Source organism: Rhodobacter sp. P2_H5 (genome assembly GCF_056403335.1).
In genome coordinates this window covers 187,023-206,164 of record NZ_JBFUFS010000007.1, presented here as the reverse complement: position 1 = coordinate 206,164, position 19,142 = coordinate 187,023, and the positions used below count along the sequence as shown (strand labels likewise).

Genomic DNA, 19,142 nt, shown 5'->3' with positions numbered 1-19,142 from the left:
ATGGGCTGCGAAGTTGCGCTAGCAATGCCGCGGGTGCGAAGTGGCCGGGTCGCGGCCCGAGGGGGATTGCCATGTCCGAAAAGCTGACACTGCGCCGCAAGAGCCTGGTGGCGGGCCTGCGCTCCTCCTTCCTGACCGGGCTGGTCGTGGTGCTGCCGATCGCGCTGACGATCTACCTGATCTGGGCGGTGATCGGCTATCTCGACGGCTGGATCCTGCCGCTGATCCCCGAGGAGTACCATCCGCAGGAACTGACCCAGCGCTTCTTCGGCCCCGGCCATGCCTTTCCGATCCGCGGTGTCGGGGTCGTGGTGTTTCTGGCCTTCACCACCTTCATGGGCTGGGTCGCCAAGGGGCTGATCGGGCGCACCGTGCTGGGGCGGCTTGACCTGCTGGTCGACCGGATGCCCGTGGTGCGCTCGCTCTATTCGGCCCTGAAACAGGTGGCCGAGACGGTGTTCAACAAATCGGAAGCCTCCTTCGACAAGACCTGCCTGGTCGAATTCCCCCGCCCCGGGGTCTGGACGCTGGGACTGATCTCCTCGCGCCCGAAGGGGGAAATCGCCGACAAGCTCGGCCCCGATGTCATCGCCGTCTTCATCGGCCTGACACCCTTCACCTCCGGCTTTGTCGTCTTCGTGCGGCGCGAGGATGTGATCCCGCTGGACCTGCTGCCCGAAGACGCCGCCAAGCTGGTGGCCTCTGGCGGGCTGGTCTACCCGGTCCCCAAGCCCTGAGCCCTTTGCCCTCTGCCGAAATACTCCCGCGGGAGGCATCGCCTGAGCCGGTTGGCCGCAGGCCAGAGGCGAGGATAAAACTTGCGCCGCAGGCGCGCCTCTGGATCAGAGGATGGGGCTCAGAGCGCCGTCCAGCCGCCGTCGATGCTGATCGTCGTACCGGTCACCTGATCGGCTGCGGGTGAACAGAGATAGACCGCCGTGCCGCCAATCTGTTCCACGGTGGCGAACTGGCGCGAGGGTTGGCGCAGCAGCATGACTTCGCGGATCACCGTTTCGCGGTCCATGTGGTGCACTGCCATCTGGTCGGGGATCTGCGCCTCGACCAGCGGGGTCAGCACATAGCCCGGACAGATCGCATTGGCGGTGATCCCCATCCCCGCCACCTCCAGCGCCGTGGTCTTGGACAGGCCCACCACGCCGTGCTTGGCCGTCACATAGGCCGATTTGAAGGGCGAGGCCGTCAGGCCATGCGCCGAGGCCACGTTGATCACCCTTCCCCAGCCGCGCGCCTTCATCCCCGGCAGCGCCGCCGCCGTGGTGTGGAAGGCCGAGGACATGTTGATCGCGATGATGCGGTCCCACATGGCGGCCGGGAAATCCTCGATCGGGGCCACATGCTGGATCCCGGCGTTGTTGACGAGGATATCGACCGCCCCCGCCGCCGCCACCAGATCGCGGCAGGCCTGACCGTTCGACATGTCCGCCGCAATGTAGCGCACCGTCACGCCATGCCGCCGGGCCAGATCGGCGGCCAGGGCGTGATCCTCGGGTCGGTCGGTGAAGGAGTTCAACACCACATCCGCGCCCGCGCCGGCCAGAGCCTCGGCCACGCCAAGGCCGATGCCGGAATTCGAACCCGTGATGACGGCCAGTTTGCCTGCGAGGGTCATGGTCTTCTCCTGTGCTGCATTGCCGGCAGAATGCTGCAAGCGCACAGGAAATGGCAAGGCCCGGCAGCGCCCTGGGCGCGGCCCGCCCTCCCCGACCCCGGGACATAAAAAAACGCCGGCGCGAGGCCGGCGTTAAGTCGTTGAGGCAGGTTTCATACAGGCAAGAAACCTATCGAGCAGTGAGTTTGTTATAGCCCTCTTGCCATCGCGGTTCAAGCTAAAGGTTTGAAAAGGTGGCGGGCGCGCCTTAGGGTCGCGGCAATCCCCCGTCCTCTGACGGTTTGTTGAAGGAATGTCGCCGATGCCCCTCGCTGTCACTCAGGATTTCAAGGCCGCAAGCGTGGTGCGCGCCTTTGCGGCCTGCCTTGGCCTTTGGGCCCTTGCGCTGCCGATTTCGGCCGCAAGCGAGCCGCGCCATGGCATAGCTATGTATGGCGAGCCTGCCCTTCCACCCGATTTTGTGTCCATGCCCCAGGCGAATCCCGCCGCACCGCAGGGTGGAACCATGACTTTCGGCGAGCCGGGCAGTTTCGATTCGCTCAACCCCTTCATCACCAAGGGCAGCGCCCCGGCGGCGATTTCTACCCTTACGGTGGAGACACTTATGGGCCGTTCTTATGACGAGCCCTTCTCGCTGTACGGGCTTCTGGCCGAATCGATCGACACTGATGAGGCCCGCTCATACGCAGAATTTACCTTGCGTGATGGGGCGCGATTCTCGGACGGCAATCCGGTGACGGTGGAGGATGTGCTCTGGTCGATGGAGACGCTCGGCACGATCGGCAATCCGCGCTACGCGGCGGCGTGGAAAAAGGTGGCCAGCGCCACCAAGACCGGCCCGCGCTCGGTCCGCTTCACCTTCACGCAAGCCGATCGCGAGATGCCCTTGCTGCTGGGCCTGCGCCCGATCCTGGAAAAGGCGCAGTGGGAGGGCAAGGATTTCACCGCCTCCTCGCTGACCCCGGTCACCGGCTCCGGCCCCTATGTGGTGGACAAGGTCGAGGCGGGCAATTTCATCACCTTCAAGAAGAACCCCGACTGGTGGGGCAAGGATCTGCCCTTCAACAAGGGGCAGTGGAATTTCGACGGGTTCAAGTACATCTATTTCACCGACCCGACCGTGATCATCGAGGCGCTGAAGTCGGGCGACATCGACCTCTACCGCGAAACCAATGCCGCGAAATGGGCCAGTGGCTATGACTTCCCCGCCGTCCAGTCCGGCGAGGTGGTCAAGGAAGATATCCCCCACAAGCGCCCCTCGGGCATCGACGGGCTGGTCTTCAACACCCGCCGGGCGATCTTTGCCGATTGGCGGGTCCGTGAGGCGCTGATCGACGCCTTCAACTTCGAACTGGTCAACCAGACCCTCAGCGGCGGCGCCAACCCGCGCATCCAGAGCTATTTCGACAACTCCGACCTCTCGGGCCATGTGGCCGATCCCGCCAGCCCCAAGGTCGCGGCCTTGCTGGAACCCTACAAGGACAGTCTCCTGCCCGGCGCGTTGGAGGGCTATGCCCTGCCCGTCTCAGACGGGTCGGAGGCCAACCGTGCCAATCTGCGCAAGGCGACCAAGCTTCTGGAGGCGGCGGGCTGGACCATTCAGGACGGCGTGCTGAAGGATGCCGCGGGCAAGGCCTTCACCTTCGAGATTCTGCTGGCCAATGGCGAAAGCGACACGATCTCGGCCGTGAACATCTATATCGAGGCGCTGAAGAACCTCGGCATCGCGGCTTCGGTCACGCTGGTCGATTCGACCCAGTACAAGCAGCGCACCAACAGCTACAATTTCGACATGACGCATTACATCCGCTCGCTGTCGCTGAGCCCGGGCAATGAGCAGACGCTCTACTGGGGCTCGGCGGGGGTTGCGACGGAAGGTTCGCGCAACTGGATGGGCGTCGCCTCGCCCGCGGTGGACGGGCTGATCGCGACCATGGTCACATCAAAAGACCGCGAGGATTTCACCACGGCCGTCCAGGCTCTTGACCGGGTACTGACCACGGGCAGATATGTGATTCCGTTCTGGTACTCCGATGTCGCCCATCTGGCGCACAAGAAGGACCTGCACCATCCCGCCTATGTGGCCCTCTATGGCGACTGGCTGGGTTTCCTGCCGGATCTCTGGTGGTATCAGAAGTAAGAAACCAAAAAACAAGACCATGAGGCAGACCATGAAGAAACTGATGATCATCGCCCTTCTGACGGCGCTTGCCGGCTGCAACACCATCTCGGGCTTCGGCCAGGATATTTCCTCGGGCGCCAACCGGGTCGGCAGCTGGTTGGGCGGCTGAAGCGCCTTCCCCGTTCCCCCTTCATTGGTCCATAAATATCCCACGGGGTACGCAGCAGTTTGGTGCGTATCACCGAAGAAACTGCGGAGTGGGGGGTGTGAACCCCCCCGCTTCCACGGCGGGTGCAGGGCGGCTCAGGTCAGCGACGTGACCCAGAGGATGGTCGCATCCTCTTCCGACAGGCTGATCACATTATGCCCCATGGTCGCGTCGTAATAGGCGCTGTCGCCGCGGCGCAGGTCGACGGGTTCGTAGAACTCGGTAAAAAGTCGGACGACCCCGGTCAGGACATAGAGGAATTCCTCGCCCTCGTGGCGGACCCAGCCTTCGAAATCCTCCATCGACCGGGCCCGGATCGTGGCGCGGTAGGGCAGCATCTGCTTGCGCGACAACCCTCCCGCCAGCAGTTCATGTTCATAGGTCGCCGTCGCATGGGCCTGGCCGGTGCCCGACTTCGTCACCGCCATCCGGCCCGAGACCTGGGCCTTGGCCGCCGGCGTGAACAGTTGCGGCACCGAGATATTCAACCCCTCGGCCAGTTTGCGCACCGCGTCATAGGTCGGCGACATCTGGCCGTTTTCGATCTTGGACAGGGTGGAGCGCGCGAGGCCGGCCTGGGTTGCGGCCTGATCCAGCGTCCAGCCGCGCGCCTTGCGCAGCTCGCGCACGCGGTGGCCCAGGTTCAAAGGCTCGGGCGGCGGCTCGGCGGATGGCTCGGCGCCACCGGCTTGCCGGGCAATGCGGATCAGGCGTTTGGGGTCAGCATTGGTCATATCCTGACTTAACCCTTGCGCTCTTTCGCCGCAACCGGAACAAAGTCGTCATGTTTTGCGAGTGTTAGCGCAAAACCAATGTTGCCAGCCGCAGCCTCTCCACCGATAAAGACCGCGACATACATTGCGAGGGAGCCCCAGATGCGCACCACCCGGATCGTTCAGAAGATCCTGTCCAATTACGAAGGCGAAACCCCCGGCGTGAAGGCAAACCTTGCCCGCATCCTCAGCGAGGGCAAGCTCGGCGGCACCGGCAAGATGATCATCCTTCCGGTCGATCAGGGCTTTGAACACGGCCCGGCGCGGTCCTTCTCGGTCAATCCGGCGGCCTATGACCCGCATTACCACTATCAGATGGCGATCGACGCGGGCCTGTCGGCCTATGCCGCCCCGATCGGCCCGCTGGAGGCTGGCGCCGATACTTTCGCCGGCCAGATCCCGACGATCCTGAAGGTGAACTCGTCGAACTCGCTGATGCCGGGCAAGGCGCCGAAGACGCAGGCCATCACCGCTTCGGTCGATGACGCCCTGCGTCTGGGCTGTTCGGCCATCGGTTTCACGATCTATCCGGCCTCTTCGGTCAGCCTCGAGATGTTCTCGGACATCGCCGAGATGCGGCGCGAGGCGGCGGCCAAGGGCATCGCCTCGGTGATCTGGTCCTATCCGCGCGGCGAAGACCTCGACAAGGATGGCGAAACCGCCGCTGACGTGACCGCCTATGCCGCCCATATCGCGGCACTGCTGGGTGCGCATATCATCAAGGTCAAGCTTTCGACCGCCGTGCTGAGCCAGCCCGAGGCGAAGAAGGCCTTTGAAGCCGGCAAGATCCCCCTGGCCACCCAGGCCGACCGGGTGCGCGAATGCGTGCGCTCCTCGTTCGACGGGCGCCGGCTGATCGTGTTTTCGGGCGGTGCGGCCAAGGGCACGGACTCGGTGCTGGATGACGCCCGCGCGATCCGCGACGGCGGCGGCAACGGCTCGATCATCGGGCGCAACAGCTTCCAGCGTCCGCGCGCCGAGGCGCTGGCCCTGCTGCAAAGCCTGATCGACATCTACAAGGGCAAGGCCGACTGAAACAGGCTGTGGCCGCTTGACCGCAAGGCGCGGGTCCGGGGAGGATGCTTCCCGGACCCTTTTGATTCTGTGAGAGATTTATGCGGTTTTTTCTGACGGCGCTTTTGCCCCTCTTGGCCCTGCCCTGCCTGGCCGACACGACCAGCCCCCCGATGGAGGCGGAGCAACTGCCGCCCGGCTATCCGCCGAAGATGGGTGAGGTCACCCTGACCGGCCCCGAGGGGACGACGGTTTTTACCACCTATGATTTCTCGGTGGGCGCCTTTGACGCCTCGGCCTGGTTTGACAGCCAGGGCGAGAAGCCGCATTTCACGCTCAGCGCCTATCCCGACGCAAACCCCGATGCCGAGGTGGGCAAGCTGTGGCTGACCACGCTGTTTGACGCGGCGCCCAAATCCGGGTCGAAGGGGCTTTACACGCTGGTCGAGATCCCTGCGACCAAGGACCGCGAGGGCCCGCGCCTGAGTTCGGCCGCGCGCAAGGCCACGGTCACGCTTGACAGCTTCACCAAGGAAGACCCTGCCGCCACCTCCGGCTATGGCCATGTCACGGGGCATTTCACCGCGCGGCTTTGTCCGGTGGACCATAGCCCGGCGGTACGGGTGCCGGGCGGCGCCTGCCATGATGTCAGCGGGACCTTTGACACAAAGGTGCAGTATCAGCCCTGAGCCGGGTGCAGAAATGCCTTGGATTTCCGGCCTCTGCATGGCATTCTGCAGGCAAGCCCCGGCAAAAGGGGCATGAGGCAGCAGATGAACAGCACCATATTCCCCCTGACTTCAAGCCGCCCGCGTCTGGGCAGCATGATGTACTTCGCCCTCGCCGCGACCTTGGGCGCCTATTTCACCTTTGCTGCCGTGCAGGGCGATTATGGCGTGCTGCGGCAGGCGCAGACCGCGGACGAGATGCAGGATCTGACCGCCGAGCGCGACAAGCTGCTGGCCGATCTGAACGGCTACAAGAACCTGACGCTGCGTCTGTCGGACGATTACCTCGACATGACCCTGCTGGATGAGCAGGTCCGCTCGGTGCTGGGCTATGTCCGCGCAGATGAGATCGTGATCCGCTAAACAGTCCCCGATCCGGCCCTTCGCGGGCTGCATGGCAGGCATGCGCCGGGTTTTCCCCCGGGTGCAAAATAGCATTTTGCGTTATTTCACCGATGATGTATAAGTGGTTTAACGCTAAACTATCTTTCGCCTGCGAGGGGGGACCGGCCTTGGCCACAAAGAAAGAACCAGCTAAATCAAATGTCTCGAAGGACGAACTGCTGAAGTTCTACCGCGAGATGCTGTCGATCCGCCGATTCGAGGAAAAGGCGGGCCAGCTTTACGGGATGGGCCTGATTGGCGGCTTCTGCCACCTGTACATCGGCCAGGAAGCCGTCGTGGTGGGCCTTGAGGCCTGCACCAAGGAAGGCGACAAGCGCATCACTTCCTACCGCGACCACGGCCACATGCTGGCCTGCGGCATGGATGCCAAAGGCGTCATGGCCGAACTGACCGGGCGCGAGGGGGGATACTCCAAGGGCAAGGGCGGCTCGATGCACATGTTCTCGAAAGAGAAGCATTTCTACGGCGGCCACGGCATCGTGGGCGCACAGGTGCCGCTGGGCGCCGGTCTGGCCTTGGCCGACAAATATCTCGGCAATGACAATGTGACCTTCACCTATTTCGGTGACGGTGCCGCCAACCAGGGCCAGGTCTACGAGACCTACAACATGGCCGAACTCTGGTCGCTGCCGGTGATCTTCGTCATCGAGAACAACCAGTATGCGATGGGCACGAGCGTCAAGCGTTCGACCAAGTCGGGCACCTTCTTTGGCCGCGGCGCCGCCTACGGCATTCCGGGCGAACAGGTCGACGGCATGGACGTGCTGGCCGTCAAGGCTGCGGGCGAGAAGGCCGTGGCGCACTGCCGCGCCGGCAACGGGCCCTATATCCTTGAGATGATGACCTATCGCTACCGGGGCCACTCGATGTCGGACCCGGCGAAGTATCGGACGCGGGAAGAAGTTGATAAAATCCGCTCGGAAAAAGACGCCATCGAACATGTGCGCGATCTGTTGATCAATGCGGGCCTGGCCTCGGACGAGGATCTGAAGGCGATCGACCGCGAGATCAAGGAAACCATCAACGCGGCGACCGAATTCGCCAAAGACAGCCCCGAGCCGGCCCTGACCGAGCTTTGGACTGACATCTACGCCTGAGGGGGGAACACAATGGCTACTGAAGTATTGATGCCGGCGCTGTCGCCCACGATGGAAGAGGGCACGCTGGCGAAATGGCTGGTCAAGGTGGGCGATGTGGTCAAATCGGGCCAGATCCTCGCCGAGATCGAGACCGACAAGGCGACGATGGAATTCGAAGCCGTCGATGAAGGCCGGGTCGGCGCCCTGCTGGTTGCCGAAGGCACCGCGGGCGTGAAGGTCAACACGCCGATCCTGGTCATGTCCGAAGAGGGCGAGACCGTGGCGGCCAAGGCTGCTCCCGCCGAGGCGCCGGTTGCTGCCGCGCCGGTGGCTGCTGTGGCGGCGCCGGCGGCTGCGGCCCCGGCAGCGCCGGTCGCTGTCGTTTCCAAAGCCTCGGCCGATTGGCCCGAGGGCACGCCGATGAAGACGATGACCGTGCGCGAAGCCTTGCGCGAGGCCATGGCCGAAGAGATGCGCGCCAACCCGACCGTCATGCTGATGGGCGAGGAAGTGGGCGAATATCAGGGCGCCTACAAGATCTCTCAAGGTCTGCTGGACGAGTTCGGCCCGAAGCGCGTGGTTGATACCCCGATCACCGAGATGGGCTTCACCGGCATCGCCGTCGGGGCGTCGTGGGGCGGTCTGAACCCGATCGTGGAGTTCATGACCTGGAACTTCGCGATGCAAGCCATTGACCACATTCTCAATTCCGCGGCGAAGACCAACTACATGTCGGGCGGCCAGATGGGCGCGCCGATCGTGTTCCGCGGAACGAATGGGGCTGCAGCACGGGTCGGTGCACAGCACAGCCAGGATTACGCCGCCTGGTATGCGGCCATTCCGGGCCTGAAAGTCGTGATGCCCTATTCGGCAGCCGATGCGAAGGGTCTGCTGAAAACCGCGATCCGCGACCGCAACCCCGTGGTCTTCCTCGAGAACGAGATCATGTATGGGCAAAGCTTCGAAGTGCCCGACCTGCCCGATTTCACCATCCCCTTCGGCAAGGCGAGGATCTGGCGCGAGGGCACCGATGTGACCATCGTCTCCTTCGGGATCGGGATGAAGTATGCGCTGGAAGCGGCGGATATCCTTGCGAAAGACGGGATTTCGGCTGAGGTGATCGACCTGCGCACCCTGCGTCCGATCGACTATGACACGGTGCTGGCTTCGGTGATGAAGACCAACCGTTGCGTGACGGTGGAGGAAGGTTTCCCGGTGGCTTCCATCGGCGACCACATGGCCTCGACCATCATGCAGCGCGCCTTTGATTATCTGGACGCGCCGGTGGTGACCTGCACGGGGAAAGACGTGCCGATGCCCTATGCGGCCAATCTTGAGAAGCTCGCCCTGGTGACGACCGCCGAAGTGGTCGCCGCTGTCAAATCCGTCTGCTATCGCTGAGGTGCATTATGGCTGTTGAAATCCTGATGCCCGCGCTGTCCCCCACGATGGAGGAGGGCACGCTGGCGAAGTGGTTGGTCAAGGTCGGGGATGTGGTCAAATCGGGCCAGATCCTTGCCGAGATCGAGACCGACAAGGCGACGATGGAGTTTGAAGCCGTCGATGAAGGCATCGTCGGCTCGATCCTCGTGCCCGAGGGCACGGCGGGCGTGAAGGTGAACACCGCGATTGCCGTGATGCTGGACGAGGGCGAAAGCCTGTCCGACAAGCCGAAGGCGGCGGCTGCCCCTGTGGCAGCGGCGGCTCCGGTTGCGGCGGCAGCTCCTGTGGCTGCGGTTGCAGCGGCGGCACCGGCGGCGGCCAAGGTCGAGGGGGCGCGCGTCTTCGCCTCGCCCCTCGCACGTCGTCTGGCGGCGGAAAAGGGTCTGGATCTGACCAAGGTTGCAGGCACTGGCCCGCATGGCCGCATCGTGAAAGTGGATGTCGAGGGCGCGCAAGCGGCTCCGGCAGCGGCGGCAGCCCCTGCCCCGGTTGCGGCAGCAGCAGCGCCCGCCCCGGCCAAGGCGGGCATGCCCACCGGCATGTCGGCGGAAACCGTGATGAAGATGTATGCCGACCGCGAGTATACCGAGGTTCCCTTGGACGGCATGCGCCGCACCATCGCGGCCCGGTTGACCGAGGCCAAGCAGACCATCCCGCATTTCTATCTGCGCCGCGAAGTGCGTCTTGACGCGCTGATGGCCTTCCGCGAGCAACTGAACAAGGGCCTTGAAAGCCGTGGCGTGAAGCTGAGCGTCAACGACTTCATCATCAAGGCTTGTGCTATTGCCCTGCAAGCCGTGCCCAATGCCAATGCGGTCTGGGCCGGCGATCGGATTCTGAAGCTGAAACCCTCGGACGTGGCGGTTGCGGTGGCGATCGAGGGCGGCCTCTTCACCCCGGTCCTGCGCGATGCCGACAAGAAGACCCTGTCGGTGCTTTCGGCCGAGATGAAGGACCTCGCGACGCGCGCGAAGACCAAGAAGCTCGCACCCCATGAATATCAGGGTGGCAGCTTTGCGATCTCGAATCTGGGCATGATGGGGGTCGAGAACTTCGACGCCGTGATCAACCCGCCGCATGGCGCCATTCTGGCGGTGGGCGCGGGGATCAAGAAACCTGTGGTGCTGAAGGATGGCAGCCTTGGTGTGGCGACGGTGATGTCGATGACCTTGTCGGTGGATCACCGGGTGATCGACGGCGCCTTGGGGGCAGAGTTCCTCAAAGTCGTGGTCGAGGCCCTGGAAAACCCGATCACCATGCTGGCCTGATTGGCTTAGGGCGGGACAAACCCGCCCTTTGGCCTCCGGACATTAAAAAACGGCCGGAGCTTGCGCTCCGGCCGTTTGTCAATTCAGAGGGTTTCAGATCGCGGTCGCTTCAGATCTCATCCGCGATCAGCTGGTCCATGGTGATCGAGGGTTGCGAACAGCCCGCCTCGCCGATCACCTTGGCCGGCACACCCGCCACGGTCTTGTTGTGCGGCACGTCATGCAGCACAACGGAACCCGCGGCGATTCGGCTGCAGTAGCCGACGTTGATATTGCCCAGAACCTTGGCCCCGGCCCCGATCAGCACGCCATTGCCGATCTTCGGATGGCGGTCGCCGTCCTCCTTGCCGGTGCCGCCGAGGGTCACCGAATGCAGCATCGAGACATTGTCGCCGACCACCGCCGTCTCGCCGATCACGATGGCATGGGCGTGGTCGATCATGATGCCCTTGCCGATCCGCGCCGCCGGGTGGATGTCGACCGAGAAGACCTCGGACACCCGCATCTGGACGAAATAGGCCATGTCCTCGCGGCCATGGCTCCAGAGCCAATGGCCGATGCGATAGGCCTGAATCGCATGGAACCCCTTGAAGAACAGGATCGGCTGGATGAAGCGATGGCAGGCCGGGTCGCGGTCGAAGACGGCCATGATGTCGGCGCGGGCAGACTGGCCAAGTTCGGGCTCGTCCTCATAGGCCTGATCCGCGATCTCGCGCAGGATCTGCTCGCTCATCTCGCTGGAGGCGAGCTTTTGCGAAAAGCGATAGGCCAAGGCACGTTCCAGGCTGGAATGGTGCAGAAGGCTGGCATGGATCAGCCCACCCAGCAAAGGCTCACATCGGATCGCCTCGGCGGCCTCTTCGCGGACGCGCTGCCAGACCGGGTCGATGGACGTAAATTTCGCTTTGACTTCGGGCATGATCTCACCTCATCGGGGACCCAGATTAGCACAGGAGTTCGCGGCAAGACAGCCCCGAGAAATGCACGGTCGCCAGGGCGTTTCTGGCGACCGAAAGCTGTCTCAAGCCATGGTGACCCGGGCAAAGGGCCCCGGACCGAACCGCATGGAGACCTGCGCCACGGCCAGAGTGACACCGGCGGTCGCCCCGTCTGCGGCCTGCATCGCGGGGGTATAGGCCCAGGCTTGCGTCGTGGCGTATTCCTGGCGCAGCTGCGTGGCGCCTTGCCATACCTCGATCTGATAGAGCTCGCTTTCCTCGCCGAGCGGCACCTCGACGCCGAGCCAGCTGTCGCCGTCGATCCGGGTGCGCCGGATCCAGCGGAGAACGATCGTGCCACCCAGGGCGCCCGAGGATTCGAGGTGCGAGACCGAATAGGGCCGCAGCCCGATGCCGTTGAACGCCAGGGTTTCGGCGACGATGCGCGGGTCGGCATAGCCCCGGTCGGCCTGGCCAACCCGGTAGTTGCGGCTCAAGCCCCGGGCCGAGGCGGAGAGGTCAATCTGCGGCACCGCCCGGTCGAACAGGACGAAATAGCTGCCGACCGGCCAGAAGGCCGGCATCACCCCGTCGCTGCCCGACTGGCCGCGCAAACGCAGGCGGATATCATAGGTGTTCGGGCCCACCAGATCGGCCTGCATGAACTGGAAGACCTCCCAGCTTTCGGTCGAGCCGTCGCCGATCACCGCGACATTGGCGCCGTTCAGCACATCGCTTTCCGAGGCCGAGGACAGCTGCCCGCTCGACAGTTTGACCCGCAGGGCCGGGCCTGCATCCCAGCGGCCCGAGGCATAGGCGGTCAGGGCGGTCTGCGTGACGCCCAGCACCGCCGGGATCTCGATCTCGCGGTTCAGGCTGAAGCCAGCCTCGCTGCTGGAACTCCAGACGCCCACGCGGCCGGGCCAGGGACTGGCGGTGGTGGCGATATGGGGCGATTGCGGATCCTCGCTGCCCGACAGGAGGGGCAAGTCCATGAACAGGGGAAACACCGGCATCGCCACGGCGGGAGAGGCGCGCAGGGTGCGCAGGTCGATGTCATCGGCGAGCAGATAGGCGCCCGGCTCGACCCGGACCGCGTCGACCAGAAGGGCGTCGCCGTTCTCCATCCGGTCGATGCGATAGCTGACCCCCTCCAGATCCACCACATCGCCCGAACCCAGGGCCAGCGCCGATTTTGGCAGGGCAAAGCGCACGGCATCGCGCGCCACCCGCGCCTCGACCAGCCAGCGTTCGGCGACAGCGCGGGCCTCGGCATTGGTCAACTGCAGCGAAACCTCGCTTTGCGAGACAGCGGGCGAGGTTTCATCGGGGAAGACCGCTTCGGCGGTGTGCACCTCGAAGTCGCTTTCCGCCTCGACATAGGTCAGGCGGATGCGGCCAGAGGTCTCGGCCTCGGAACTGCGGGCGGTTTCGATGCCGCCGGCGATCTCGGACACCAGGGCGAATTGGTCGGCCGGCCAGCTGGCATCGGCCACGCCGTCGCGAATTGAAAAGCGCAGGACCCCCTCGCGTTCGGCCGCATCCAAGGCGAAGGAGGTCATCAGGGGCTGCAGGGCGCTGCGGGCGGAGCCGACATCGGTGACGACATAGCCGCGCACCACGCCGTAAGCCCCGGATGTTTCGGTGCCATCGTCCAACCCGGCATCCGCGCAAATGTCGGCAATCACGGCGGCCAGCGGCTGGCTGGAGCTGCGCCCGTTCAGCCAATGGCCGCGGAAGTAGTTGTCGGCGTCGCCCCAGGTCTGTTGGTTGCCGGGAAACTCGGGGAAGGGCCGCGCGTCCCAGGCCCAGACATGGCTGCGCGAAAGGTCGATCATCGCCCCGGAATAGAGCGCGGCCTCCGGGTTATGCGCCGGATCGGACCAGTAGTCATGCATGGCCCGCAGGTACTGCATCTGGATGAAGTCGTCGCGCCGCCCGTTCGAGGCGCGGGGCAGACCGGATTCCGAAGATCGCACGTCAAGAAAGCGGTTCGGTTCGTTGCTGCCCTTGTCCAGCGCGGCACAGCCGTATTCGGTGAAGCGGATCGGCTTGGAGCCCGGCACCCAGGCAGTCGCCACGGCCTGCCGGACGCCCGCGATGCGGTTGTAATGCGCATGGCTCCACCAGCCGGCGAAGTCCTTGCTGCGATAGACCCAAGGCTCGCCATAGCTCAGATCCTGAATCGGGCGACGCAACTGGCTTTGCACGCCGACGGGCGAGTCGTAATACCAGTCATAGCCCTCGCCGCCCGCCACATTGGCCTTGAGGTAGTCAAGGTTGTAGATCGAACCCCAGGAGGCATCGGCATGGCTCGTCCCATCGCGCCAGTCCGACAGCGGCATGTAATTGTCGACACCGACGAAGTCGATATTGGCATCCGCCCATAGGGGATCGAGGTGGAAATAGAGGTTGCCATCCGCCTGATAGCCGAAATATTCCGACCAATCAGCCGCATAGCTGATCTTGGTGGCACTGCCCAGAATGGCGCGGACATCGGCGGCCAGGGTCTTGAGCGCCGCCACCATCGGGAAACTGTCCGCAGCCCCGCGGATTTGCGTCAGGCCGCGCAGCTCGGACCCGATGCAGAAGGCATCGACACCCCCGGCCAGCGCGCAAAGCTTGGCATAGTGCAGAATGAAGCGGCGAAAGCTCCATTCCGTCGGGCCGGAATAGACGACAGCGCCCGAAACCACCGAGAAATGCGCCGGCTGCGCCGTACCCATGAAGGCCGCGACCTCCGCCGCCGCCGCTCCACTGCGATCGGGGCTGCCCGAACGCCCCGGCGCCTTTGACAGGGTGATCCGCCCGCGCCAGGGCAAGGCGGGCTGCGTGGTGGCGTCAGACCAGGGGTCGGGCAAGCTTTTGCCGAGGGTCTGATCCATAAGGATGAAGGGATAAAACATCACCTCCTTGCCCGAGGCGCGGATCGCCGCGATCGCCTCGATCACCGATTGGTCGGTCGGCGTGCCGCCATAGATCGCGCGGCCATCGAACGCAGGCACGACCTGCGCCAGGCTCCGCGTCAGGCCTGAGACCTGCCACGGCATCTCGACCGCTTCGGCAGTGTTCTGATCCACCTTGGGCTGGATGGTGCAGAGCCCGCAGCGCAGATCGCCGCCAAACCAGCTGGTCACGAGGGAGACCGAGCCGACCCGCGGCAGCTCCTCGCCCAGTTGCGTCAGGGACATGGCGAAATCGGCCTTGCCCTCGACCGTATGGACATTGGCCGACCGGCTCACACCCGGCCCGTCGTTGAAGGTCACCGGCGTCGTGGCCAAGGCATATTCGCCAGTGCCCGGGATCAGCGCCACGGCTTGCACCGTGCCCGCGATATCGCCGACACCCAGTGCGTCCGGCACCCGGCGCAGCACCTCGAAGGTGAACTGCGGCACCCGGTTGCCGAAGCGCGACAGGTCCAGATCCTCGATCACCACATAGGCGATGCCACGGTAGCTGGGCGCCTGCCCCGCGACCTCGACCGCCTCGATCTTGGGATCGGGCAGCTGGGTCTCGCTGCCCGGGTAAAAGCGCAGGTCCATGCTGGAGAGTGCGATTTCGATCCCGTCGGCCCAGACCCGGCCCAGCCGCTGCGCCTCACCCTGACAAAGTGCTATGGCAAGGCTGACCGAGTAGCTGAAGCTGGTGACCGAGGGCCGGGGCGAGCCCTTGCCGCCGCCGCTGCGGTTGGCGGTTTCCAGAAAGCGGGTGGCCCAGATGATCTGCCCCGCCACCCGCATCCGGCCCCAGACCCGGGCAACCGGCGCGCCGTCACTGGCGCCGGTCAGCTGAAAGCGCTCGACCCGTCCGGTCTCGATCGGTTCCGATCCGGCACCCAGAATGCGCTGGTCGATCGAGCGGCCAATCGTGGCGCCCACTGCCCGGCCGATCACCGCGCCGGACAAGCCCAGAACCGTGCCGCCAAAACCGGAGCCGATCGCAGCCCCCGCCGCCGACAGAAGGATGGTGGCCATGCGTCATGCTCCTTTGGGAAACTTGAAACGGCCGGCGATCCGCCGGGCCCAGGGCGCCGAAAGGGCGTTTTCCACCACGCCATGCCCGGAATAGGCGTGGATGAAGGTGGGGTGCGCGCCGACTTCGGCCACGATGCCCACATGTTTGGCCACAAAACCCTGCCGCATCCGAAAGACGATGACATCGCCCGAGGCGGCCTCGCTGAGCGGCTTTTCGACCAGCCAGAGCCGCGCCGCCGCCAGCATGGCCTCGCAGGAGGTCGGCTCCGACCAATCCTGCGTATAGGCCGGCACCGCCTGCGGCTCGGCGCCGTAAAGCGCCCGCCAGATGCCGCGAAGCAGCCCCAGACAATCGGTGCCCGCCCCGCAAAGCGAGGCCTGGTGCAGATAGGGCGTCCCGAGCCAGCGCCGCGCCTCGGCCACAGCCTCCAGAGCCTTGGTCATTTGAACAGGCTTCCCCCGTCATTGGCCTGGCCCGAGACTGGATAGGAGGTCATCCAATCCTCACCCGGAATATGAGGAAAGCCGCGGAAATTTGTGAAATTGCTGAACTTTGTCTGGCAGGTCGCTGCAACCTTGTCGCAGCCTGCCTCCAGCCGGATCACATCGCCCACCACGGGGGCCTGCGGGAAGTCCACCCAAAGCTCGATCCGGCGCGTCAGGCCATCCTGGCGGTCGAACTTGATCAGACCGACCAGCCCGGCCGCAGCCCCCGATTGCACCCGGGCACGACCGCGTTGAAACCAGGCATCGGCAATGCCAGTCTGGGTCGCAATCCGGTAGACCCCGGGCGCGTCGATCGCCAGCACCGGCGTGGCCACTGAAAACCCCGTCTGGTTCAGATCGAAGCGACAATGCCCGTCACCCAGCACCGCCGAGCAGGTCTTTTGGTAGGCCTTGCCCTGGACCTGATTCAACGCCTCGGAAAGCCCGCGCAGCTCGGCGCGGAAGGCGCCGGCGGACCGCGTCACTTCGCCGAAAAAGCCGCGAAACTGGACAAGGCGCTGGCTGACATCCTGCCAGTTCACCATCCAGTTCTGCACCTCTGCCCCGTCAAAACGACCGGCCAGCAGATCGGCCTCGCTGACTGAGGCGTCGCTCAAAGCGCCAAGCGCCTCGGTGTTGTCAACCGACAGGCCGGTGCTTTGCTGCAAGGCGCGCGCGGTCATGCCGCTGGCCGCCTTGAAGGTGATCCCGTCAAAGGCCAGATCGCGGTCGTGGTCGGTGAAGCCCAGCAGGGTGCCGTCCCTGCGCGTCACCGACCAGCATTGGCAGACCGTGGTGGTGCCGGTGCCAAGGTGGCTGAGAAGATCCTCGCGTCCCGAGCTCACAGCCGCACCTCGATCACCGGCACGGCGGGAATTTCGCCGGCATGAAAGGTCGCAACCGAGGTGCTGATCCGGTCGGTGTCAAAGCGCACCGGCACGTCGAACTCGCAGCCTGCGGTCACCGAAAGCCCACTCGCCGGGGGCAGGTTGAAAGTGATCAGCCCGGTGGCCGTGTCGACGTTGAAATCGCTGCCCAGAACCCGCGCCACACCGTTGACGGCGACAAGCACCGTGCCCGCCACCGGCTTGACCAGACTGCGGGTGTAAGTCTGGCTGCCCGAACTGTAGGTCTTGATCAGCTGAAAGCTGGTCCTGACCCCATTCCCCACACCAAGCACCTGATCCGTCGCACTGACCGTGGCCGAGGGGCGGCAAGTCTTGTAGTCGCTCCAATCCTTCCAGCGAAAGCCGTAAAGCTGGCCGGAGCGCGCCTCGAAGAAGGCGATCAGCACCTCCAGATCGTCCAGCGAACGCATTCCCGCCCCCGCATCATAGCGGCGGCGCGACTCCTGCCAGGGCGAGTTGCGCTCTTCAAAACCATTGACCAGCGTGACGATCTCGGTCCGCCGCTCCGGCCCGCCAGAGGAGCCAAAGCTTTGTTTGATCGGGTATCTTACCTCGTGAAAGCTCATGTCATGTCCTCAGCGGTTGCGCTGGCCACGGGCAAGCGCCCGCATGGCCTGAGCGGCGATCTGGCTCTGGCTGCGTTGAAAGCCTGCGACATCGGGGGTCGAGATGTTCATCACCACCGTCACCCCCTGCCCGCCTCCTGCGGCGCGCACCCCAAGCTTGCCATCCGGGCCGCGCGTCAGCGGCATGATCGCCTCCGGCCCCGCCTCGCCCATCAGCCCGCTGCCGCCCCGCATCGGGAATTGCGTCGGCGCCGAGACGACGCCGCCTTGGGCAAAGGGCATCACCCTGCCCTGCACAAAGGCCCCGCCATTGGCAAAACCAAGCCCCTTGCCCAGAACCGAGTTGAGCCCGCCCGCCAGGAACCCGCCGAAGGCGTTTGTGACCGGCTTCAGCGCGGTGTTGAAGACGGTATCCGCCATGCTTTTGGCAATGCCCTGCAGGGCATCACTCAGCTTCATCCCGTCAAAGACCACGCCGTCGAACGCCCGACGCAAGCCACCGCTGAAGCCAAGCGCCAGCGAGTTCACCTCGCGCCCGGTGAAAACCAGGCTGTCCTGCATCTTGCTCAGTTCCGATTCAAAGCTGGAAACCAGGCCGACCGTGCCACCCAGCGTGGCTTCAAGGGCGGCGATCTGGTCCGTCAGATCCGCGATATCCGTCATCGGCTTTTGCCTTTCTGCCATCGGGGAAAGCGGCCGCCAGCTCTTCCAGCCGCGCCCGCGTCAGCGCCGGGGCGGTGTTCTCCGCCCCCAGCATGATTTTGAGCTCGATGGGCGTCAGGCGCCAAAAGGCTTCCGGTGTCAGGCGCAGTTCGAAAAGCCCGGCCCGCAGCAGCCCCGGCCAGTCGATCTGGGTCATGCCTCCCCCGGCACCGCGAAGGCCCGCGCCAGAAGCTGGGCTGCGACCTGCGCCGCCATCATCGGCCCGCCGCCGATCTCGACCCGCAGAAGATCCGCCGCCGTGCCCTGCCAGCCGCCGCCGCGCAGACCCGCCACCACCAGCGCCAGCACATCCCGCGTCGAAAAGCGCTGCGCTTCGAACCGGCTGATCAGATCGACCAGCGAGCCGGTCTCCAGCGCCGCCTCCAGCTCGGCCAGAGCGCCGAGCGTCAACTTCGCGACATGCGGCACCCCGTCGAGGCTCAGCGTCACCTCACCGGCATAAGGATTGCCCATCAGATCGCCGTGAAGGTCAGCGACCCGGCCGAGGCGAGCGACATGTCATAGGTCGCCTCGCCGTTGTAGGTGCCCGAATACTCGATCGAGGTGATCTGGAACGCACCCTGGACGATGCCGAAGCTCGGGATGACCACCTGAAACTGCGGCATCTCGGCGTCAAAGAAGATCTGGCGCGCTCGTGCGTCGGTATTGGCATCGCGAAAGACGCCCGAACCCGAGATCGCCGCCGACTTCACCCCGGCCCCGGCCAGCAGCTCGCGCCAGCCGCCCGTGCTTTCCAGCGTCGTCACGTCCACCGTCTCGGCATTGAAGTTCAGCCGCGTGGCACGCAAGCCCGCCACGGTGACAAAGCTTCCGGTGCCGGTCTGATCGACCTTGATCAGCAGGTCCTTGCCGTTTTGCACAGCCATCTCGTCTCTCC

At 64.7% G+C, this 19,142-nt stretch carries 20 protein-coding genes; 9 read left to right on the top strand and 11 right to left on the bottom strand.

All coding sequences use genetic code 11. The features are described from left to right. The first annotated feature begins 71 nt into the window (after positions 1-71). Positions 72-737: a DUF502 domain-containing protein gene (locus tag AC1DVR_RS12280; RefSeq protein ID WP_478000861.1), complete on the top strand. Its 666-nt coding sequence runs from the start codon at positions 72-74 to the stop codon at positions 735-737. Positions 738-856: 119 nt separating this feature from the next. On the opposite strand, the gene AC1DVR_RS12275 is transcribed toward AC1DVR_RS12280, so the two are convergent. Further along, entirely contained in the window at positions 857-1,630 is a 774-nt protein-coding gene (locus AC1DVR_RS12275) for a 3-hydroxybutyrate dehydrogenase (RefSeq protein ID WP_478000860.1), read from the bottom strand. Positions 1,631-1,931: 301 nt separating this feature from the next. Here AC1DVR_RS12275 and AC1DVR_RS12270 point away from each other — a divergent pair, with 301 nt between their 5' ends. Together AC1DVR_RS12270 and AC1DVR_RS12265 are read left to right on the top strand one after the other, a co-directional pair. Then, on the top strand, positions 1,932-3,770 hold the full coding sequence (locus AC1DVR_RS12270) for an extracellular solute-binding protein (RefSeq protein ID WP_478000859.1): 1,839 nt from the start codon (positions 1,932-1,934) through the stop codon (positions 3,768-3,770). Positions 3,771-3,801: 31 nt separating this feature from the next. Continuing rightward, entirely contained in the window at positions 3,802-3,921 is a 120-nt protein-coding gene (locus AC1DVR_RS12265) for an entericidin (RefSeq protein ID WP_478000858.1), read from the top strand. 134 nt (positions 3,922-4,055) lie between these two features. On the opposite strand, the gene AC1DVR_RS12260 is transcribed toward AC1DVR_RS12265, so the two are convergent. After that, a complete protein-coding gene (locus AC1DVR_RS12260) occupies positions 4,056-4,694 on the bottom strand; it encodes a helix-turn-helix domain-containing protein (RefSeq protein WP_478000857.1) in 639 nt (212 codons plus the stop codon). Positions 4,695-4,835: 141 nt separating this feature from the next. Between AC1DVR_RS12260 and AC1DVR_RS12255 the strand changes: the two genes are divergently transcribed. The 6 genes from AC1DVR_RS12255 (at position 4,836) to AC1DVR_RS12230 (ending at position 10,670) form a co-directional block, all read left to right on the top strand. Continuing rightward, positions 4,836-5,768: a class I fructose-bisphosphate aldolase gene (locus AC1DVR_RS12255; protein WP_478000856.1), complete on the top strand. Its 933-nt coding sequence runs from the start codon at positions 4,836-4,838 to the stop codon at positions 5,766-5,768. Positions 5,769-5,848: 80 nt separating this feature from the next. Continuing rightward, entirely contained in the window at positions 5,849-6,436 is a 588-nt protein-coding gene (locus tag AC1DVR_RS12250; RefSeq protein ID WP_478000855.1) for a hypothetical protein, read from the top strand. An 84-nt stretch (positions 6,437-6,520) separates the two neighbouring features. Beyond that, positions 6,521-6,838 carry an FtsB family cell division protein gene (locus tag AC1DVR_RS12245; RefSeq protein WP_478000854.1) on the top strand — a complete coding sequence of 106 codons (318 nt, stop codon included), beginning with the start codon at positions 6,521-6,523 and terminating at the stop codon, positions 6,836-6,838. Positions 6,839-6,987: 149 nt separating this feature from the next. Further along, complete coding sequence (gene pdhA / locus AC1DVR_RS12240) at positions 6,988-7,977, top strand: pyruvate dehydrogenase (acetyl-transferring) E1 component subunit alpha (protein WP_478000853.1); 990 nt, start codon at positions 6,988-6,990, stop codon at positions 7,975-7,977. Between the two features lie 12 nt (positions 7,978-7,989). After that, positions 7,990-9,360: a pyruvate dehydrogenase complex E1 component subunit beta gene (locus tag AC1DVR_RS12235; protein ID WP_478000852.1), complete on the top strand. Its 1,371-nt coding sequence runs from the start codon at positions 7,990-7,992 to the stop codon at positions 9,358-9,360. An 8-nt stretch (positions 9,361-9,368) separates the two neighbouring features. After that, a complete protein-coding gene (locus AC1DVR_RS12230; protein ID WP_478000851.1) occupies positions 9,369-10,670 on the top strand; it encodes a pyruvate dehydrogenase complex dihydrolipoamide acetyltransferase in 1,302 nt (433 codons plus the stop codon). A 109-nt stretch (positions 10,671-10,779) separates the two neighbouring features. On the opposite strand, the gene cysE is transcribed toward AC1DVR_RS12230, so the two are convergent. From cysE to AC1DVR_RS12185, 9 genes are all read right to left on the bottom strand, one after another. Further along, entirely contained in the window at positions 10,780-11,589 is an 810-nt protein-coding gene (cysE, locus tag AC1DVR_RS12225; protein ID WP_478000850.1) for a serine O-acetyltransferase, read from the bottom strand. A 102-nt stretch (positions 11,590-11,691) separates the two neighbouring features. After that, positions 11,692-15,582 carry a baseplate multidomain protein megatron gene (locus AC1DVR_RS12220; RefSeq protein ID WP_478000849.1) on the bottom strand — a complete coding sequence of 1,297 codons (3,891 nt, stop codon included), beginning with the start codon at positions 15,580-15,582 and terminating at the stop codon, positions 11,692-11,694. Positions 15,583-15,585: 3 nt separating this feature from the next. Then, positions 15,586-16,026 (bottom strand): NlpC/P60 family protein, encoded by a 441-nt coding sequence (locus AC1DVR_RS12215; protein WP_478000848.1) that lies wholly within the window; start codon positions 16,024-16,026, stop codon positions 15,586-15,588. Further along, the gene (locus AC1DVR_RS12210) at positions 16,023-16,913 is read right to left on the bottom strand and encodes a DUF2163 domain-containing protein (protein WP_478000847.1); all 891 of its coding nucleotides are present in this window, start codon (positions 16,911-16,913) and stop codon (positions 16,023-16,025) included. The genes AC1DVR_RS12215 and AC1DVR_RS12210 overlap by 4 nt, the downstream gene beginning before the upstream one ends. Then, the gene (locus AC1DVR_RS12205) at positions 16,910-17,542 is read right to left on the bottom strand and encodes a phage distal tail protein, Rcc01695 family (RefSeq protein WP_478000846.1); all 633 of its coding nucleotides are present in this window, start codon (positions 17,540-17,542) and stop codon (positions 16,910-16,912) included. The genes AC1DVR_RS12210 and AC1DVR_RS12205 overlap by 4 nt, the downstream gene beginning before the upstream one ends. 9 nt (positions 17,543-17,551) lie before the next feature. Beyond that, the gene (locus tag AC1DVR_RS12200; RefSeq protein WP_478000845.1) at positions 17,552-18,205 is read right to left on the bottom strand and encodes a phage tail tape measure protein; all 654 of its coding nucleotides are present in this window, start codon (positions 18,203-18,205) and stop codon (positions 17,552-17,554) included. Continuing rightward, entirely contained in the window at positions 18,162-18,401 is a 240-nt protein-coding gene (locus tag AC1DVR_RS12195) for a rcc01693 family protein (protein ID WP_478000844.1), read from the bottom strand. Before AC1DVR_RS12195 ends, AC1DVR_RS12200 begins: the two co-directional genes overlap by 44 nt. Then, the gene (locus AC1DVR_RS12190) at positions 18,398-18,718 is read right to left on the bottom strand and encodes a gene transfer agent family protein (protein ID WP_478000843.1); all 321 of its coding nucleotides are present in this window, start codon (positions 18,716-18,718) and stop codon (positions 18,398-18,400) included. Before AC1DVR_RS12190 ends, AC1DVR_RS12195 begins: the two co-directional genes overlap by 4 nt. Continuing rightward, a complete protein-coding gene (locus tag AC1DVR_RS12185) occupies positions 18,718-19,131 on the bottom strand; it encodes a phage major tail protein, TP901-1 family (RefSeq protein ID WP_478000842.1) in 414 nt (137 codons plus the stop codon). Before AC1DVR_RS12185 ends, AC1DVR_RS12190 begins: the two co-directional genes overlap by 1 nt. Positions 19,132-19,142 lie beyond the last annotated feature (11 nt).

Coding starts and splice junctions, on each gene's coding strand:
- AC1DVR_RS12280 (WP_478000861.1), top strand. CDS start 72: ATGTCCGAAAAGCTGACACTGCGCCGCAAGAGCCTGGTGGCGGGCCTG.
- AC1DVR_RS12275 (WP_478000860.1), bottom strand. CDS start 1,630: ATGACCCTCGCAGGCAAACTGGCCGTCATCACGGGTTCGAATTCCGGC.
- AC1DVR_RS12270 (WP_478000859.1), top strand. CDS start 1,932: ATGCCCCTCGCTGTCACTCAGGATTTCAAGGCCGCAAGCGTGGTGCGC.
- AC1DVR_RS12265 (WP_478000858.1), top strand. CDS start 3,802: ATGAAGAAACTGATGATCATCGCCCTTCTGACGGCGCTTGCCGGCTGC.
- AC1DVR_RS12260 (WP_478000857.1), bottom strand. CDS start 4,694: ATGACCAATGCTGACCCCAAACGCCTGATCCGCATTGCCCGGCAAGCC.
- AC1DVR_RS12255 (WP_478000856.1), top strand. CDS start 4,836: ATGCGCACCACCCGGATCGTTCAGAAGATCCTGTCCAATTACGAAGGC.
- AC1DVR_RS12250 (WP_478000855.1), top strand. CDS start 5,849: ATGCGGTTTTTTCTGACGGCGCTTTTGCCCCTCTTGGCCCTGCCCTGC.
- AC1DVR_RS12245 (WP_478000854.1), top strand. CDS start 6,521: ATGAACAGCACCATATTCCCCCTGACTTCAAGCCGCCCGCGTCTGGGC.
- AC1DVR_RS12235 (WP_478000852.1), top strand. CDS start 7,990: ATGGCTACTGAAGTATTGATGCCGGCGCTGTCGCCCACGATGGAAGAG.
- AC1DVR_RS12230 (WP_478000851.1), top strand. CDS start 9,369: ATGGCTGTTGAAATCCTGATGCCCGCGCTGTCCCCCACGATGGAGGAG.
- cysE (WP_478000850.1), bottom strand. CDS start 11,589: ATGCCCGAAGTCAAAGCGAAATTTACGTCCATCGACCCGGTCTGGCAG.
- AC1DVR_RS12220 (WP_478000849.1), bottom strand. CDS start 15,582: ATGGCCACCATCCTTCTGTCGGCGGCGGGGGCTGCGATCGGCTCCGGT.
- AC1DVR_RS12215 (WP_478000848.1), bottom strand. CDS start 16,026: ATGACCAAGGCTCTGGAGGCTGTGGCCGAGGCGCGGCGCTGGCTCGGG.
- AC1DVR_RS12205 (WP_478000846.1), bottom strand. CDS start 17,542: ATGAGCTTTCACGAGGTAAGATACCCGATCAAACAAAGCTTTGGCTCC.
- AC1DVR_RS12200 (WP_478000845.1), bottom strand. CDS start 18,205: ATGACGGATATCGCGGATCTGACGGACCAGATCGCCGCCCTTGAAGCC.
- AC1DVR_RS12195 (WP_478000844.1), bottom strand. CDS start 18,401: ATGACCCAGATCGACTGGCCGGGGCTGCTGCGGGCCGGGCTTTTCGAA.
- AC1DVR_RS12190 (WP_478000843.1), bottom strand. CDS start 18,718: ATGGGCAATCCTTATGCCGGTGAGGTGACGCTGAGCCTCGACGGGGTG.
- AC1DVR_RS12185 (WP_478000842.1), bottom strand. CDS start 19,131: ATGGCTGTGCAAAACGGCAAGGACCTGCTGATCAAGGTCGATCAGACC.